Genomic DNA, 15,829 nt, shown 5'->3' with positions numbered 1-15,829 from the left:
CCGATTGGCGGTTCAGGGGGAATCGATTCAGTTTACATAAGTTCGAACATAACGAGAACCCAGCCCGGTCAGGATCTCGTAGCCGATCGTGCCGGCGGAGCGGCCGACCGTATCGATGTCGAGGCCGCCGCCGATCAGCACCGCCGTAGCCCCCCGCCGGGCCGCTGGCGCGTCGGTCACGTCGAGGATGATCAGGTCCATCGAGACGAGGCCTAGGATCGGGCAGGGCACGCCGCCGACGAGCGCTTGGCCCCGTCCGCTGATCGCCCGCGGGAACCCGTCGGCGTAGCCGAGGGAGAGCGTGGCGAGCCGGCTCGGCCGGGGGGCGGTCCAGCGGCCGTTATAGCCGACGGTCGCTCCGGCCTCGACCTCGCGGACCTGCGCGATCAGCGCCTCCAGCCGCACCACCGGGCGCATCGGGTTGGCGGATCCCGGCGTCGGATTGCCGCCGAACAGGGCGTAGCCCGGCCGCAGGAGGTCGTGTTGAGCGCCGATGAGGAAGATACCCGACGAGTTCGCGAGCGACGCCCGGAGGCCCGGATAGGCCGCCCGGACGCGGGCGAACTCGGCGATCTGCCGTGCATTGACCGGATCCTCCGGCGTCTCGGCGCTGACGAAGTGGCTGAGAAGCAGGTCGATGCCGGCCGCGGCGATCCGCGCGTCGCCTGCGAGACCGAGCGCCTCCGGCACGGGCAACCCCAAGCGGTTCATGCCGGTATCGACATGGAGCGCCGCCGGCAGGCGGCCCGCCGAGAGAGTCGCCCATTCCGACACCTCTTCGACGCTGCCGAGCACCGGGCGAAGCGCGTGCGCCGCGAAGGCTTCGGCGGCGCCCGGGGGCAGACCGTTCAGGATGTAGATATCGGCCTCGGGCAGGGCGGCACGGGCCGCGATTCCTTCTGACAGGTGCGCGACGAAGAAGGTCCGGCACCCGGCCACCCACAGGGCCGGCCCGACGCGGCTAACCCCGCAGCCATAAGCATCCGCCTTCACCACGGCGGCGCAGGGCGCGCCGCCCCGATCGCCCAGAGTCCGCCAGTTGGCGGCGATCGCGCCGAGATCGATCGTCAGACGGGCCCCGTGGGCGCCGATCTCCGTCACTGGTCCGGCCTCGACCACGCCGACCGCCTCCTTCCGCCTGCCGCCGGGATTCCGGAAGCACAGGCCGGACCCATACCACCGGGGCGGGTTCTCCGTGGAGCCGGGCCACCTGTTGGCTGGTTTGCACGCAGGATTGACCAGCCTTGAAGTTGGCCGCTGATGCATGGACGGCACAGGGTCCGGCCGAGGACCGTGCCCCAGGGTGACGGCCGAGGTCGGGCTTGGTATAAATCCGCCGCGGTCCGGGGGAGCCGCACGGCCGACGCGCCATCCCCTCGGGTACCAAAAGCATAACGATGCCGTTTACCGTTCTGGATCTCGTCGTGCTCGGCATCGTCGCGGTCTCCGCGCTGCTCGCGGCCGTGCGCGGCGTCACGCGCGAGGTGCTGGCGATCGTCGCCTGGGTGGCGGCGGCCGCCGTCGCCTGGACGCTCTATCCGATGCTCCTTCCCACCGTGAAGCAGCACGTGAACAGCGATACCGTGGCGCTGGTCGCCTCCATCGCGGCGATCTTCCTCGGCACGCTGATCATCGTCTCGATCATCACGGTGAAGATCTCGGACGTCGTGCTTGATTCGCGCATCGGCGCGGTCGACCGGTCGCTCGGCTTCCTGTTCGGGGCGGCCCGCGGCTTCCTGATCTGCGTGATCGGCTGGGTGTTCCTGTCCTGGCTGGTCCAGGGCAAGGTGCCGGACTGGGCCGCGCAGGCGCGCTCACGCCCGATGCTGGAGAAATCCGGCGACGCCCTGGTGGCGCAGCTGCCCGAGAATCCGGAAGGTTTCCTGAAGCAGTTCAAGAAGCCGAAGACCGTCACGCCGCCCAACGAGGCGGCCGACGCCCCCGCCGAGACCGACCCGGCGCCGCAGCGCCGCACCGAGACCGCGCCGACCCCGACGCGACGCTGATCTGCGGTATTCGCCGTAGGTTCCGTCGCGTGGAACGCCTAGATAGCGGGTCCGGTAGCGAACGGATTGTATCCGCGACGACCGGCGCGCCGGCCCGTCGCCGCCGGGACTCGTGAGTGATCGACCGCCTCATGTCACACGCCACCAATCCCAGCGCCGATTTCAATCTCGACGGCGACACGCTCCGCGAGGAATGCGGCGTCTTCGGCATCTTCGGGCATCCGGAGGCCTCGGCCATCGTGGCGCTCGGCCTGCACGCCCTGCAGCACCGGGGCCAGGAGGCGGCCGGCATCGTCTCCTTCGACGGGACGGTGTTCCATTCCGAGCGGCGCCCCGGCCTCGTGGGCGATTCCTTCTCGGACGGCGAGACCATCGCCCGTCTCAAGGGGCGCGCCGCCATCGGCCACGTGCGCTACTCGACCACCGGCGGGACGATCCTGCGCAACGTGCAGCCGCTGTTTGCGGAACTCGCCAGCGGCGGGCTGGCGGTCGCCCATAACGGCAACCTGACCAATGCGCTGTCGATCCGCCGCGACCTCGTGCGCGACGGCGCGATCACCCAATCGACCTCTGATACCGAGGTGATCCTGCACCTCGCGGCCCGCTCCCGGAAGCCGCGGATCATCGAGCGCTTCATCGATGCGCTGCAGGCGATCGAGGGCGCCTACGCGATCGTGGCGCTGACCAACAAGAAGCTGATCGGCGCCCGCGACCCGATGGGCATCCGCCCGCTGGTGCTGGGGGAGCTCGACGGCCGCTACATGCTGGCCTCGGAGACCTGCGCGCTCGACATCATCGGCGCCCGCTTCGTGCGCGACATCGAGAACGGCGAGATCGTGGTGATCTCCGAGGAGGGGATCGAGTCGATCCGCTTCGCCGACGCGGTGCCGATGCGGCCCTGCATCTTCGAGTACATCTATTTCGCCCGGCCGGATTCCGTGGTGAACGGCAAGAGCGTCTACGGGGTGCGCAAGGCGATCGGCCGGGAGCTGGCCCGCGAGGCCGGCGTGGCTGCCGATATTGTGGTGCCCGTGCCGGATTCGGGCGTACCGGCGGCCCTGGGCTTCGCGCAGGAGACCGGGATCCCGTTCGAGATGGGGATCATCCGCAACCACTATGTCGGCCGGACCTTCATCCAGCCGACCCAGTCGGTGCGCGAACTCGGCGTGCGGATGAAGCACTCGGCCAACCGTGCGGCGATCGAGGGCAAGAGCATCGTCCTCGTGGACGACAGCTTGGTCCGCGGCACCACCTCGGTGAAGATTGTCCGGATGATGCGCGAGGCCGGCGCCGCGGAGGTCCATTTCCGGATCGCCTCGCCGCCGATCACCTATCCGGACTTCTACGGGATCGACACGCCGGAGCGCGAGAAGCTGCTCGCCGCGACCCACGACCTTGAGGGCATGCGCAAGTATATCGGCGCGGACTCTCTCGCCTTCCTGTCGATCCCCGGCCTCTACCGGGCCATGGGCGAGGAAGAGCGGAACGCGGCCTGCCCGCAATACACCGACCATTGCTTCACGGGCGAGTATCCGACCGGCCTGACGGACCTCTCCATTGCCGGCCCGAAGCGCTTCGCCATGCTGGCCGAGGCGGACTGACGAGTCCCGGGTTCCCAAAGGGCGGGCCCTTTGGCGGGGTCCAGGGGCAGCGCCCCTGTGTTTGTCGCAGGGCTCCGCCTTGCACCCGCAAAAGGTCACAGACCTTTTGAAACCGATTCCTCGACCCATCGGGTGAGAATGCGCTAGGTCCTGCGCATGGCTGAGTCTCAGAGACCCCTGGAAGGCCGCGTCGCGGTCGTCACCGGCGCATCCCGCGGCATCGGGCGCGCCGCTGCCCTGGCGCTCGCCGGGGCCGGCGCGCACGTCATCGCGGTCGCCCGCACGGTCGGCGCCCTGGAGGAGTTGGACGACGCGATCCGCGCCGCGGGCTCCAGCGCGACCCTCGTGCCGTTCGACCTCGTCGATTACGAGGCGATCGACCGGCTGGGCGCGGCGATCAACGAACGCTGGAAGCGCCTCGACATCCTGATCGCCAATGCCGGCATCCTCGGTGCGCTCATGCCGATCGGCCACATCACCCCGAAGATCTGGGGGCAGGTAATGGACGTGAACGTCACGGCCAACTGGCGCCTGATCCGCTCGCTGGATCCGCTGCTTCGCATGTCGGATGCCGGCCGGGCGATCTTCGTCTCGTCGGGGGCGGCTTCGAAGTGCCGGCCCTATTGGGGACCCTACTCGGTCTCCAAGGCGGCGCTGGAGGCCCTGGTGCGCACCTACGCGGCCGAGAACGAGAGCACGGCCATCCGGGCGATGCTCGTCAACCCGGGCCCCCTGCGGACCGGCATGCGCCGCTCGGCCATGCCCGGCGAGGATCCCGAGACGCTCCGGACCCCGGAGGAGCTGGCGCCCCACTTCGTGCGCCTCGCCAGCCCGGACTGGACCGAGACCGGTGCGCTCTACGATTTCCCCGCCGACCGGGTGCTGCGCTTCCGCGCGCCCGAGTAAAGGGGTCCGGGGCCTGAGGCCCCGGCGGGTGGCGGGCAGAGCCCGCCGAGTTTGGGATTTGCGATGATCGACGTCCGCTGCATCTGTGCGATCGGCCTGCGGGGCCAGCTCGGCCTGAACGGGCACCTGCCCTGGGAGGGCAACACCGACCCGCTCTTCGTGGAGGACGTGACGCGCTTCTTTGCGCTGACCATGGGCCACGTGCTGATCGCCGGGCCGAAGACCGTGGCCTCGGTCCCCGAATTCGCCTTCAAGGACCGCACCATCGATGTGATCCGCAGCCACGAGGACCCGGAGCAGGTGCTCAAGCGCTATCCTGGCCGGCGGATCTTCGTCGGCGGCGGGATCGCGGTGTGGAATGTCTATGCCAAGTACATCCAGAACTGGGACATCACGCGTCTGCCCTATGACGGCGAGGCCGATCGCTGGTTCGATCCCGCTTGGCTTGTCGGCGGGGCGCTGCGGGCGGGCTGAACAGCTGGACAAGCGTTGGGTCCGTTTCCTATCGTCCGCCTATGAGCGAGCACAGCGTTCAGGACGCGACGCAGAACCTTGCCGATCTGATCGATCGCGCGCTTGCGGGCGAAGGCGTCGTGATCACCCGCGATGGTCGCCCTGTGGCGACGCTTAATCCGATCCGCACCCATGGACGCCCGATACAGGGTTCCGACCTCGATTGGCTGGCGGCTCGCCGGGTGCCGATGACGACGGCCGGAGACAATGCCGGGCGACTCGTCAGCCGTCTGCGCGACGACGAGTGGTAAGGGCTTATCTCGACGCCAGTGTTCTCGTCGCGCTGCTGACGGATGATGCGCTGACGGCACGCGCGGACGCCCTCTTCAGGACTCTGGCTCCCATCCCTGTCGTCAGCGACTTCGCCACGGCTGAGTTCGCCTCGGCCCTGGGGCGGCGGGTGCGAACGGGCGAGATTGGGCGCGACCACGCCAGGGCTGCCTTCGCTGCTCTGGACCAATGGCTCGACGATGTTGCGGAACGTGTCGATCTCGCTGCCTCCGACGTTGCCGCCGCCGCTTCGTTCCTCCGACGGCTCGATCTGACGCTCCGGACGCCCGACGCCCTCAACATCGCTCTCTGCCGGCGCGTCTCGGCGACGTTGATCACCTTCGACGACAAGATGGCGAGCGTCTCCCGCGTCCTTGGCGTTCCGGTGCATTCCGCATAGCGGCATCCGCAGCCGTCGAAACAATCGCTGCGCCCGCTATCTCCATGGGCTGGACCGCCGGAGACCACGATGAGCGCCCCCAGCTACCGCTTCGGCATCGAGGAGGAATACTTCCTCGCCGATGCCGAGACCCGCGGCACGCCGCGTGGCGACCTCGCGGCCTTCCACGCGCGGGTAGAGGCCGAGCTGCCCGAGACCGGGCGCGAGCTGGTGGCCGCGCAGGTCGAGGTCTGCACACCGCCGCTCACCGACGTGGCGGCCGCCCGGGAGAACCTTGGCGGCCAGCGGGCGCAGCTCGCCGGCATCGCTGCCGAGAACGGCCTGCTGCTTTTGGCCTGCGGCACCCATCCCCTGGCCCGCTGGTCGCGCCAGACTGCCACCGACGGGGCGCGCTACCAGGGCATCCTGTCGGATGTCGGCATCGCGGCCCGGCGAGCGCTGATCTGCGGCATGCATGTTCACGTGGAGGTGCCGGACCCGGACGCCCGCATCGACCTGATGAACCGGCTGCTGCCGTTCCAGTCGCTGCTGCTCGCCCTGTCGGCCTCCTCGCCGTTCTGGCAGGGCGAGGCGACGGGCTTGCGCGCCTACCGGCTCAGCGTGTTCGGCGAGTTGCCCCGCACCGGCCTGCCGGAGATTTTTTCGGACTCGGCCGCCCATGCGCGATTCGTGGACATCATGACCCGCTCGGGCGCCATCGCGGATGCAAGCTTCCTGTGGTGGTCCCTGCGCCCCTCGATCAAGTTCCCGACCCTGGAACTGCGCATCGCCGATGCCTGCACGCGGCTCGACGATTCGCTCTGCATCGCCGCGCTGTTCCGCTGCCTCGTGCGGCTCTGTGTGCGCCGGCCGGACCTCCATGCCGGGCTCGACGGCGTCTCGCGGGCCCTGGCTTCGGAGAATCTCTGGCGCGCCCAGCACAGCGGTGTCCAGGCGACGCTGATCGATGAGGCGCGGGGCGAAGCCGTTCCGTTCGCTGAGGCGCTGGAAGCGGTGCTCGCCCTGGTGGAGGAGGATGCCGAAGCCCTGGACTGCGCCGCCGACGTCGACCGCGCCCGGACCATCGTCACGGAGGGAACGAGCGCGGACGGCCAGCTCGCTGCCTACGAAGGCGCGCTGGCTGAAGGGAAGGACGAGCGCGCCGCGCTGGCAGCGGCAGTGGACTGGATTGCAAAGGCGGCCCGCTGAAGGGGCTTGCGGAACCTCGGCTGAAGACTCGCACCGTCATCACGCCCGGGGAGAAGGGACCCGCGGTTGCGCGACATCCGTGAACGTAGCGCCGACTGGGTTGCTTCGCTCCGCTCGCAAGGACGGCGCGATTCGCCCGGTATCCCGGATCAGCCCTTGTCGAACGGGTTCTGCGAGGTCCGCAAGGACAGGCGAATCGGCGTGCCCGGCAGGTCGAACGCCTCGCGCAGGCCGTTCACGAGGTAGCGGGTGTAGGATTTCGGCAGGGCGTTCAGCTGGTTGCCGAACAGCGCGAAATGCGGCGGCCGGCTCTTCACCTGCGTGGCGTAGCGGATCTTGATCCGCCGGCCCGACACCGCCGGGGGCGGATTGCGCGAGGTCGCCTCGTTCAGCCAGTCGTTGATGCGCGAGGTCGAGATGCGCCGGTCCCAGACCTCCGAGGCCTGGACCACCGCCTGCATCAGCTTGTCGACACCGTCGCCGGCCAGCCCGGAGAGCGGCACCACCGCAACGCCGCGCACCTGCGGCAGCAGCCGGGTGCAATCCTCGCGCAACTGCTTGAGCAGACCCGGCTGGTCGGCCACGAGGTCCCACTTGTTGAGGCCGATCACCAAAGCGCGGCCCTCGCTCTCCACGAGATCGACGATGGTGAGATCCTGCTTCTCGAACGGGATCGTGGCGTCGAGGAGCACCACCACCACCTCGGCGAAGCGCACGGCGCGCAAGCCGTCCGAGACCGCGAGTTTTTCGAGTTTGTCGTCGATCCGGGCCCGGCGGCGCATGCCCGCCGTGTCGTGGAGCTTGATCCGCCGCCCGCGCCACTCCCAGTCCAGAGAGATCGAGTCGCGGGTGATGCCGGCCTCGGGGCCGACGAGCAGCCTCTCCTCGCCGAGCATGCGGTTGATCAGGGTCGACTTGCCGGCATTCGGCCGGCCGACGATGGCAACCTTGAGGGAACGGCCGCCGGGGGCGTCGGCGTCTTCATCTTCGTCGTCACGCTGGGGCAGGACGCCCTTGAGCGCCTCGTGCAACTCGCCCAGGCCCTCGCCGTGCTCCGCCGAAAACGGGATCGGGTCGCCGAGCCCGAGGGTGAAGGCCTCGTAGGCCCCGGCGAGACCGGTGCCGCCCTCGGCCTTGTTGGCGATCAGGATCACCGGGCAGCCGGCCCGGCGCACCAGTTCGGCGAAGGGCTGGTCGGCCGGCAGCACACCAGCGCGAGCATCGATCACGAACAGCACCACGTCGGCGGCCAGGATCGCCGCCTCGGTCTGCATCCGCATCCGGCCGGTGAGGGTCTTCTCGTCCGCTTCCTCAAGGCCGGCGGTGTCGATCACCCGGAACTGGAGGCCGCCGAAGGTGACGTCACCCTCGCGCCGGTCGCGGGTCACGCCCGGGCGGTCATCGACCAGCGCGAGCTTCTTGCCCACGAGGCGGTTGAACAGGGTCGATTTGCCGACGTTCGGCCTCCCGACGATCGCGACGGTCGGCATGTCCATGATAGGTCTCGAAAAGTTCGAAGAAATCAGCGCGTGATCGGCGGGGGCGGTGCGGCGGGCTCGGGCTTGGCCTCGGTCACTGTGACGGGACCACCCGCCACGATGGCCGCGTAGACCTCGATCCGATCGCGCAGGGCCCGCGGGGTCTCGGGATCGGCCACGATCTGGTCGAACCAGCGGCCGGCCTCCTCGTAGTCGCCCTTCTTCAGGGCGGCCAGCCCCAGCATCTCACGGGCAGTGTGGCGGAACGGCGTGCCGGCGGCCAGACCCTGGAGGTTGGCGAGCGCCGGATCCGGGTTCGGCCCGTCGAGCCGCAGCAGGGCCGCGCGCAGGCGGGCGAGGTCGCGCAGGCCGTCGCCGAGGCCGGTATCGTCGGCGAGCTTGTCGAAGTCGGCCGCGCCCGCCGCCGGGTCGCGCTTGCCGGTCTCGGCCGCCGCGCGGAAGCGGGCGAGCAGCCGGTAACCGGCGGGGGCCTGCGCCTCGATGGCGTCGAACGCCTTGTCGGCCTCCGCGACCTTGCCGTCCTTGGCGAGGCGGTTGGCGTCGTCGAACTGGACGGAAGCCGTCTCGGCGGCGGCGCGCTGCTGGGCCTGCCAGTAGCGCCAGCCCGCGACACCGGCCACGAGGAGCACGGCGAGCGCGATGATCACGCCGCTGTAGCGCTTCCAGATCTGGAGGATCCGGTCGCGGCGGTAATCCTCGTCGACTTCGCGAAGGAACTCGTTGTTCTCGGCCATTCAATCCCGGGCCACCCCTGCCGGCGGCCCACCTCGTAGCGCGATCGGGCCCCGCGCCTAACACACGGGCGCCGGGTTGGCGACAGTCAGGCCGTCGTGCCCGGCCAGACCGGCACGCCGATCACCGGGTAGTGCAGGTAGCGGGCGAAGACGAACCACGCAGCGGTGCCGATCACCACCGCCAGGATGTCGTTGCGCCAGCCATGGGGTGCCGCCGCGGGACCGCCATGCTGAGCTGCCACCGCTCCCGGCGCGAGGGCGCGGCGCTTGGCGCTGATCCGCGCCGTCACCGCCCAGGCCAGGAAGCCGCCGAACAGCAGCATTGAGCCGAGATCACCGTTGGCCAGCAGATGCGCCGTCGCCCAGATCTTCACGGCGAGCAGCATCGGATGCTTGGCCTTGGCGCGGATATGGCCCGGCAGGTAGGCGGCGGCGAGGCAGATGAAGGCGAGCAGCACCAGCGTCAGCGCGAGGTGGCGCGTCCAGACCGGCGGATCCCAGACCTGGATGTAGCCATTCAGCCGGTAATCGTGGAAGCCGATTCCAATCAGTACGAGCCCGAGCAGCGACAGGGCGGTGTAGCCGAGCTTGTAGCGGTTCTCGCCGATCCGGCCGACGATCGCGGCGCGCCGGGTACGGGCCATCGAGAAGGCATGCGTGCCGAGGAACAGCACGAGCCCGAGGATCAGGAGAACCATGGGAGACTCTTGGCGGGCCAGTGAAGTGCAAGCACTCTGTAATGGTTCTCAAGCGAATCTCAGCCTGTTTGTCCAGGCGCGGCCGGGACGCAGCCGGATAGGTGCCATGGGCTTGGCGGATCGGGTCGTCGGGGATCGCCGCGGGACTATCCCTCCCCCCTCTGCGGGGGAGGGTGGCCCGCGAAGCGGGTCGGGAGAGGGGAGCGACGGTGCAGAAGAAGACCTTGGCCTTCACGAAGGTCGCGGTCCTTTCGGAAGCCGGGTTCCCCTCTCCCGACCCCTGCTGACGCAGGGGCCACCCTCCCCCGCAAAGGGGGGAGGGAGGGCGTCGCGCTTCACATGTCCGGCACTGCTGCTCCTCGCCATCTTACCTTTCCCAGCCCTTGCCGCATCCGATCCCCCGCTCTCGGCCCTCACCCTGGTCGGCCCGCCGTCGATCGTCTTCAAGGCCGGCCGCGATGCCTGCGACGGCGCCGATGTTCCGGACGCCCCGGCCCGCGCCTTCCGCGAAGCGTCCGGCGCGGTGGCGCTCTACGGCATGCATTACCGCAACCGGGCTCTGCGGGGCCCGGATCTCGACCATCTGAAGCTCGACTGCACAATCGTGCTCGATTCCGGCGAGAAGTCGGACCCGGCCGCCTACGACGACCGCTCCTGGATCACCGCCACTTGGACCGAGGACGGCACCCACGTCGCCGCGCTCCTCCACCACGAGTATCAGGCCAACGAGCATCCCGGCCGCTGCCCGGCGGGCACCTACATGGCCTGCTGGTACAACACGATCACGGCCGCCGCCTCCGCGGATGGTGGCCGCAGCTTCACGCGTAAACACCCACCCGTCGTGGTGGCCGGCGCTCCGTTCCGGCAGGAGATCGACCAGGGGCACCACCGGGGTTTCTTCAACCCGTCGAACATCGTGGCGGACGGGCGCTGGCGCTACTTCCTTGCCTCGACCACCGGCTGGAGCCGCCCGGGGAGCGATCAGGAGGCGGGCGTCTGCCTGTTCCGCAGCGACGATCCCGCCGACCCGACCCGCTGGCGGGCCTGGACCGGCACCGGCTTCACCGCCGCCTTCCCGGATCCCTATCGGGCACCTGTGCCAAAACCCGCCACCTGCCAGCCGGTCGGGCCGTTCCCGGGGCCGGTCGGCGCCGTGGTCCGGCACCGGGGCTCGGGCGCCTGGATCGCGGTGTTCATGGCCAAGGCCGGTGACGGCTTTTCGCGATCGGGCTTCTACTGGACCAGCTCCCGCGACCTGATCACCTGGGACCAGCCCCGCCTGCTCGTTGCGGGCGCGACCCTCTACGACGATCCCTGCACCGCGACCGGACCGCTGATCGCCTACCCGTCGCTGCTCGATCCGGACGCGAAGGGGCGCAATTTCGACGATGTCGGCGACACGGCGCTCCTCACCTATGCCAGCCTGCGGACCGAGGGCTGCACCATCACCTCGGATCGGGACCTGCTGCGGCGCCCGGTGGCGATCCGGGTCTGGCCTTGACGTTGCCTCCTCCGCCGCGTGAGTTCGAGGCTCTGCGCGATGAGGTGCCGATGGATGCTGTAACGCCCGCTTCCCCCGCGGCTTGTGATGAAGCGGATCTGCGCGCGCAGTTCGGCGCCGTGGGACCGCTCGCCGCCCACAAGGTGCTGGACCACCTCGACGCCTATGCGCGGCGGTTCATCGCCCTCTCGCCCTTCCTGGTGGTGGCCAGCGCCGATGCGGCCGGCAACGTCGATGCCAGCCCCCGCGGGGACGCCCCTGGCTTCGTGGCCGTCCCCGATGACCGCACCCTGGTGATCCCGGACCGGCGCGGCAACAACCGGATCGACACGTTCGTCAACCTGCTCGGGTGCCCTGGGCTCGGGCTGATCTTCCTCGTACCGGGGATCAACGAGACCCTGCGGGTGAACGGCACGGCCGCCCTGGCGCGGGATCCGGCCCTGCTCGAACCCCTGGTGGCCGACGGCAAGGTGCCGAAAGCCGGCCTGCTGGTGCAGGTGCGGGAGGCGTTCTTCCAGTGCGGCAAGGCGATCATCCGCTCGCAGCTGTGGGACCCGGCGCGGCACGTCCCGCGCGATACCTTCCCGAGCCTCGGCCGCATCCTCGCCGAGCAGACCGCGGCCGCGACGGTCGTGGAGGCCGAGGCCTCGATCGCCGATGCCTACCGGACGCGGCTCTACTGACCGATCCGCTGGCAGAGCAGGGTGCCCAGCGTCACGCTCAGCGTCAGGGCGGTGGCCGAGAGCAGCATCGTGGTGGCGCGGGCATAGGCGCGACCCGCATGGATCAGCAGGCAGCCGCAGGCGAAGATCGCGAGGGGCTGGAGCAGGTGCGACACGGGCGGCGTCCTCTCGGCTCAAGCGGATGCGCGGTTGAAGAGGCGCCAGCGTCGGCCGGATCACGTGAAAGCCCGGTTAACATCGGCTATACAGGCCCTCCGAACCGCCGCGAGAGGGGGCCGCATGCGCGCATCGAGGATGCCCCAGGATAGGCGTGGGCGCGCGGCTGCGCCCCTCACAGAGGACACGGCGGTGCTCGGGACAGGCGCCGTCGGGGCCGGGGCGATGGGCGCCTCGGCGCTGGGCGCGCTCGCGCTCGGAGCCGCGGCCTTCGGGGCGGTGGCGATCGGGGCCTTCGCGATCGGCCGCCTGTCGGTCGGCCGCGCCCGTGTAGGGGCGCTGGAGGTCGGGTCGCTTGAGATCGACACGCTGACGGTCCGGTCGCTGCGCCTGCCGGACCGGGATGACAGGGGAGAGCCCCGATGACCGACGCAAAACCCCCTTTCCGCCCGACCGATGCGGTGGACGTGCTGGGTCAAGCGGAGGGCGATTTCGTCCTGCCGCTCTGCCTGCCGAAGCCCAGCCTGCTGATCGGCGAGGATCTCGCCATGGTCGTGCTCGACACGATCCACGGCCAGCGGGTCGGCCTGCCGCTCAGCGCGCAGGGCGCAGCGGATCTGCACGCGGTCCTGGCCGAGGCGATCCGCCTGCTCCAGGCGCGCGACGGCGGCCCGGTTCAGTAATCGCGGCCGGACGTCAGGTCCCGTCCGACTCCGATTCGGGCCCGTCGGAGCGCGGGCCGCGGGCGACCTCCCGCATCGCCGAATCCGATAGCGGACGCTGGAGACGGAGCGCCTCCGCGGTCGGGGCTTCGAGCCAGGTTGCCCATTCCTCCGGGCTCGTGAGCAGGACCGGCATCGCCTTCGGGTGAACCGGGCCGACGACGCCGTTTGCCTCCGTGGTCAGGAAGGCGAACAGCATGTGCTCGGCCTCAACGCGGTCCGGGTTCTCGCGCTTCGTCCCGCGCACGCCGGTCCAGGGCCGGCAGATCCCCGCGAACGCGAAGAGCGGCCTGTCCTCCTCCAGGGCGAACCAGACCGGGGTCTTGCGCGGCTTCGTGTCGGCATACTCGCTGAACGCGGTTGCCGGCACGAGGCAGCGGTGCGCCGGCCCAAGCCAGGGCCGCCAATGCGGGCTCGCGACGTTGCGCACGTTGGTGATGGGCTGCTCGCCGAACGCCTTCGGGCCAGGCAGGCCCCAGCGCAGCATCGCGAGCTCCCGGCCGGCCGCACCGTTGCGCACCACCGGGGCCATCTGGTCGGGGAAGATCGCCGGCAGGGGCGGCAGGTTGCCGGTGCGGTCGTCCGCGATCCCGAAGGCGCGGCGCAAAGCCGCCGGGCCGGTGCGCAGGCTGTAGAGGTTGCACATCGCGCAGTCCCGCCCATCCCGGTCCCGTATCCGGGACCCCGCGCCTTCTCGGCGCAGGGCGTAGGGTCGTCAACACCGACGGTTGTGGCCGGTGGTTATGCGAGGCTCTGGGCGGCGGTGCGCAGCTTCTGCGTGGCTTGGTCCGCCTCCACGGCCGATTGGGCGATGAGGCCCAGGCCGCTGGTGATTGCACCGACCCCCTGTGCCGCCGTCTGCATGTTCGCCGACATCTCGCGCGTGACGGCGGATTGCTGCTCCACGGCCGTGGAGATCGCACTGGCGACCTCATTGAGCCGCACGATCGTGGATTGGATCGCGCCGATTGCCTCCACGGCCTCCCGGGTGGCGTCCTGGGTCCCGGCAATCTGCGAGCCGATCTGCTCGGTCGCCCGGGCCGTCTGGTTCGCCAGCTCCTTCACCTCGGCGGCGACCACCGCGAAGCCCCTTCCCGCGTCGCCGGCGCGCGCGGCCTCGATGGTGGCGTTGAGCGCGAGCAGGTTCGTCTGCGCCGCGATGCTCTGGATCAGCGCCACGACCTCGCCGATCTGTGTGGCCGCCTCGCTGAGGCCGCCGATGATCGCCTGCGTCGCCTTCGCCTGATCGACCGCCTGTCCGGAAATCTGCGAGGCCTGCACCACCTGACCGCTGATCTCAGAGACCGAGGCTGCGAGTTCTTCGGCTCCGGAGGCAACAGCCTGGATCTCGCTGGAGACCTGTGTCGAGGAGCTTGCCGCCTGCTCGGCCTGCTGGGAAACGCTCGACGAGGCTTCCGCGATGGCGTTCAGATCGCGCACGATGGCGCCCTGCAGCTCGGCGCGGTGCTCCCGATCCTGCGCCAGGGGCGTGACGTCGGTGGCGAACTTGACGATCTTGAGGAGCCGCCCGTCGCGGTCGAAGACCGGATTGTACGATCCCTGGATGTGGACGATATGGCCGTCCTTCGCGACGCGCCGGAACTCGTCCATCTCGTACTGACCGCCGGCCAGACGACTCCAGAAGGTGCGGTATTCCGGGCTCTCGCGGGCCGCCGGCTCGATGAACAGGCTGTGATGACGGCCGACGATCTCGTCCAGGCGATAGCCCAGCACGGTGAGGAAGTTCTCGTTCGCCGTGAGGATCGTCCCGTCGGCGGCAAACTCGATCACGGCCTGCGACCGGTTGATGGCCTTGATCTGCCCCTCATACGCGATGGTGCGGACCACCTGCTCGGTGACATCGGTGGCGAACTTGACGATCTTGAGAAGCCGCCCGTCGCGGTCGAAGACCGGATTGTACGATCCCTGAATGTGGACGATGTGGCCGTCCTTGGCGACGCGCCGGAACTCCGCCATCTCGTACTGGCCGCTGGCCAGGCGGCTCCAGAAGGTTCGGTAGTCGGCGCTGTCACGAGCCGCGGCCTCGATGAACAGGCTGTGGTGCCGGCCGACGATCTCCTCAAGGCGGTAGCCCATAACGGTGAGGAAGTTCTCGTTGGCGGTGAGAATCGTTCCATCGACCTTGAATTCGATCACGGCCTGCGAGCGGTCGATAGCCTGGATCTGGCCCTCGTAGGCGATCGTGCGTTGCACCTGCTCGGTGACGTCGCTGGCGAACTTGACAACCCGGACCGGCTTGCCGCCGCGGCCGAGGATCGGGTTGTAGGTGGCCTGGAGCCAGACCTCGCGCCCGTCCTTGCCGATGCGCTTGAACTCGCCCGCCTGGAACGTGCCGCCCCGCAGCGCTGCCCAGAACGCCCGGTAGGCCTCGCTGTCGCGATAGGCCAGATCAACGAGTTGGGCGTGCGACTTGCCGCGGATCTCCTCGAGTCGATAGCCGAGCGCATCACAGAAATTCTGGTTGGCCGTCAGGATCGTTCCATCGAGGTTGAACTCGATGACAGCTTGAGAGCGGTCCAAAGCCTTGATTTTCGATGTGATGCTTCGATCGAACATGATGGCCATTAGAAATAATCCTCCCTCCGCAGTGTTGCCTCTCTCGAGGATCGAGACGGATCCTTGAATCATAGATAACAATACGCGTCGGGCGTGGAATCTGGTATCACATTTTGAAAATTTCAAGGTAAGCAAATCAAATTTGGGGAAATCTGAGTTTTATAAGATTGTTTTGATGGCGTAGCATCTCGTTATCATTATAAAATAGATATCGAGCAGCTAGATTAAAATCATTACAAATCAAATATGCGCCGGCTTTTATTCTATAAGTAGCGGGCAATCCGGAGTGATACACGTTGTGGGCGAATGAAGAGCAGGCATGCGTGGGGCGCTTATCGCTGCGGGGCCTAAGATCCGGATCTGCGCAGCAGGACA

The 15,829-nt window shown here is 68.9% G+C and carries 18 protein-coding genes; 11 read left to right on the top strand and 7 right to left on the bottom strand.

All coding sequences use genetic code 11. The features are described from left to right. Positions 1 to 27: 27 nt before the first annotated feature. Positions 28 to 1,119, bottom strand: coding sequence for an alanine racemase (gene alr, locus BLQ49_RS22455; protein ID WP_091719890.1), 1,092 nt, complete (start codon positions 1,117 to 1,119; stop codon positions 28 to 30). 278 nt (positions 1,120 to 1,397) lie between these two features. Here alr and BLQ49_RS22450 point away from each other — a divergent pair, with 278 nt between their 5' ends. The 7 genes from BLQ49_RS22450 (at position 1,398) to BLQ49_RS22420 (ending at position 6,884) form a co-directional block, all read left to right on the top strand. Next, on the top strand, positions 1,398 to 2,006 hold the full coding sequence (locus BLQ49_RS22450) for a CvpA family protein (RefSeq protein ID WP_091719887.1): 609 nt from the start codon (positions 1,398 to 1,400) through the stop codon (positions 2,004 to 2,006). A gap of 131 nt (positions 2,007 to 2,137) precedes the next feature. Next, a complete protein-coding gene (purF, locus tag BLQ49_RS22445; protein WP_091720198.1) occupies positions 2,138 to 3,607 on the top strand; it encodes an amidophosphoribosyltransferase in 1,470 nt (489 codons plus the stop codon). A 156-nt stretch (positions 3,608 to 3,763) separates the two neighbouring features. Continuing rightward, positions 3,764 to 4,513, top strand: coding sequence for an SDR family NAD(P)-dependent oxidoreductase (locus BLQ49_RS22440; protein ID WP_091719885.1), 750 nt, complete (start codon positions 3,764 to 3,766; stop codon positions 4,511 to 4,513). Between the two features lie 63 nt (positions 4,514 to 4,576). After that, on the top strand, positions 4,577 to 4,987 hold the full coding sequence (locus BLQ49_RS22435; protein ID WP_091719882.1) for a dihydrofolate reductase: 411 nt from the start codon (positions 4,577 to 4,579) through the stop codon (positions 4,985 to 4,987). Between the two features lie 41 nt (positions 4,988 to 5,028). Further along, the gene (locus tag BLQ49_RS22430; RefSeq protein ID WP_091719879.1) at positions 5,029 to 5,277 is read left to right on the top strand and encodes a type II toxin-antitoxin system Phd/YefM family antitoxin; all 249 of its coding nucleotides are present in this window, start codon (positions 5,029 to 5,031) and stop codon (positions 5,275 to 5,277) included. Continuing rightward, a complete protein-coding gene (locus BLQ49_RS22425; RefSeq protein ID WP_091719877.1) occupies positions 5,271 to 5,696 on the top strand; it encodes a type II toxin-antitoxin system VapC family toxin in 426 nt (141 codons plus the stop codon). Before BLQ49_RS22430 ends, BLQ49_RS22425 begins: the two co-directional genes overlap by 7 nt. 69 nt (positions 5,697 to 5,765) lie before the next feature. Further along, positions 5,766 to 6,884 carry a carboxylate-amine ligase gene (locus BLQ49_RS22420; RefSeq protein ID WP_091719874.1) on the top strand — a complete coding sequence of 373 codons (1,119 nt, stop codon included), beginning with the start codon at positions 5,766 to 5,768 and terminating at the stop codon, positions 6,882 to 6,884. 149 nt (positions 6,885 to 7,033) lie between these two features. Here the strand turns inward: BLQ49_RS22420 and der are convergent, their stop codons facing one another. The 3 genes from der to BLQ49_RS22405 all read right to left on the bottom strand — a co-directional run bounded on the left by der (position 7,034) and on the right by BLQ49_RS22405 (position 9,815). Next, complete coding sequence (der, locus tag BLQ49_RS22415; RefSeq protein WP_091719872.1) at positions 7,034 to 8,380, bottom strand: ribosome biogenesis GTPase Der; 1,347 nt, start codon at positions 8,378 to 8,380, stop codon at positions 7,034 to 7,036. A gap of 26 nt (positions 8,381 to 8,406) precedes the next feature. Further along, complete coding sequence (locus BLQ49_RS22410; RefSeq protein WP_091719869.1) at positions 8,407 to 9,117, bottom strand: tetratricopeptide repeat protein; 711 nt, start codon at positions 9,115 to 9,117, stop codon at positions 8,407 to 8,409. Between the two features lie 86 nt (positions 9,118 to 9,203). Continuing rightward, complete coding sequence (locus BLQ49_RS22405) at positions 9,204 to 9,815, bottom strand: NnrU family protein (RefSeq protein ID WP_091719866.1); 612 nt, start codon at positions 9,813 to 9,815, stop codon at positions 9,204 to 9,206. A gap of 349 nt (positions 9,816 to 10,164) precedes the next feature. On the opposite strand from BLQ49_RS22405, the gene BLQ49_RS22400 reads away from it, so the two are divergent. Together BLQ49_RS22400 and BLQ49_RS22395 are read left to right on the top strand one after the other, a co-directional pair. Further along, positions 10,165 to 11,316, top strand: coding sequence for a hypothetical protein (locus tag BLQ49_RS22400; protein WP_091720195.1), 1,152 nt, complete (start codon positions 10,165 to 10,167; stop codon positions 11,314 to 11,316). Positions 11,317 to 11,366: 50 nt separating this feature from the next. Further along, positions 11,367 to 11,999 carry a pyridoxamine 5'-phosphate oxidase family protein gene (locus BLQ49_RS22395; RefSeq protein WP_091720193.1) on the top strand — a complete coding sequence of 211 codons (633 nt, stop codon included), beginning with the start codon at positions 11,367 to 11,369 and terminating at the stop codon, positions 11,997 to 11,999. Here the strand turns inward: BLQ49_RS22395 and BLQ49_RS29825 are convergent. Beyond that, positions 11,993 to 12,154, bottom strand: coding sequence for a hypothetical protein (locus BLQ49_RS29825; RefSeq protein WP_167627761.1), 162 nt, complete (start codon positions 12,152 to 12,154; stop codon positions 11,993 to 11,995). The genes BLQ49_RS22395 and BLQ49_RS29825 overlap by 7 nt on opposite strands. 124 nt (positions 12,155 to 12,278) lie before the next feature. Between BLQ49_RS29825 and BLQ49_RS22390 the strand changes: the two genes are divergently transcribed. Together BLQ49_RS22390 and BLQ49_RS22385 are read left to right on the top strand one after the other, a co-directional pair. Then, positions 12,279 to 12,581: a hypothetical protein gene (locus BLQ49_RS22390; RefSeq protein WP_244507722.1), complete on the top strand. Its 303-nt coding sequence runs from the start codon at positions 12,279 to 12,281 to the stop codon at positions 12,579 to 12,581. Next, entirely contained in the window at positions 12,578 to 12,838 is a 261-nt protein-coding gene (locus BLQ49_RS22385; protein ID WP_091719862.1) for a hypothetical protein, read from the top strand. Before BLQ49_RS22390 ends, BLQ49_RS22385 begins: the two co-directional genes overlap by 4 nt. 13 nt (positions 12,839 to 12,851) lie before the next feature. On the opposite strand, the gene BLQ49_RS22380 is transcribed toward BLQ49_RS22385, so the two are convergent. Then, the gene (locus BLQ49_RS22380) at positions 12,852 to 13,523 is read right to left on the bottom strand and encodes an SOS response-associated peptidase (protein WP_091719859.1); all 672 of its coding nucleotides are present in this window, start codon (positions 13,521 to 13,523) and stop codon (positions 12,852 to 12,854) included. 95 nt (positions 13,524 to 13,618) lie between these two features. Next, a complete protein-coding gene (locus BLQ49_RS22375; RefSeq protein ID WP_244507721.1) occupies positions 13,619 to 15,463 on the bottom strand; it encodes a methyl-accepting chemotaxis protein in 1,845 nt (614 codons plus the stop codon). Between the last annotated feature and the right edge of the window lie 366 nt (positions 15,464 to 15,829).

Origin of the sequence: Methylobacterium phyllostachyos, from assembly GCF_900103445.1 — a bacterium.
Taxonomy (GTDB): domain Bacteria; phylum Pseudomonadota; class Alphaproteobacteria; order Rhizobiales; family Beijerinckiaceae; genus Methylobacterium; species Methylobacterium phyllostachyos.
The sequence above is the reverse complement of the archived record's forward strand: the minus strand, read 5'-3'. Positions and strand labels throughout refer to the sequence as shown.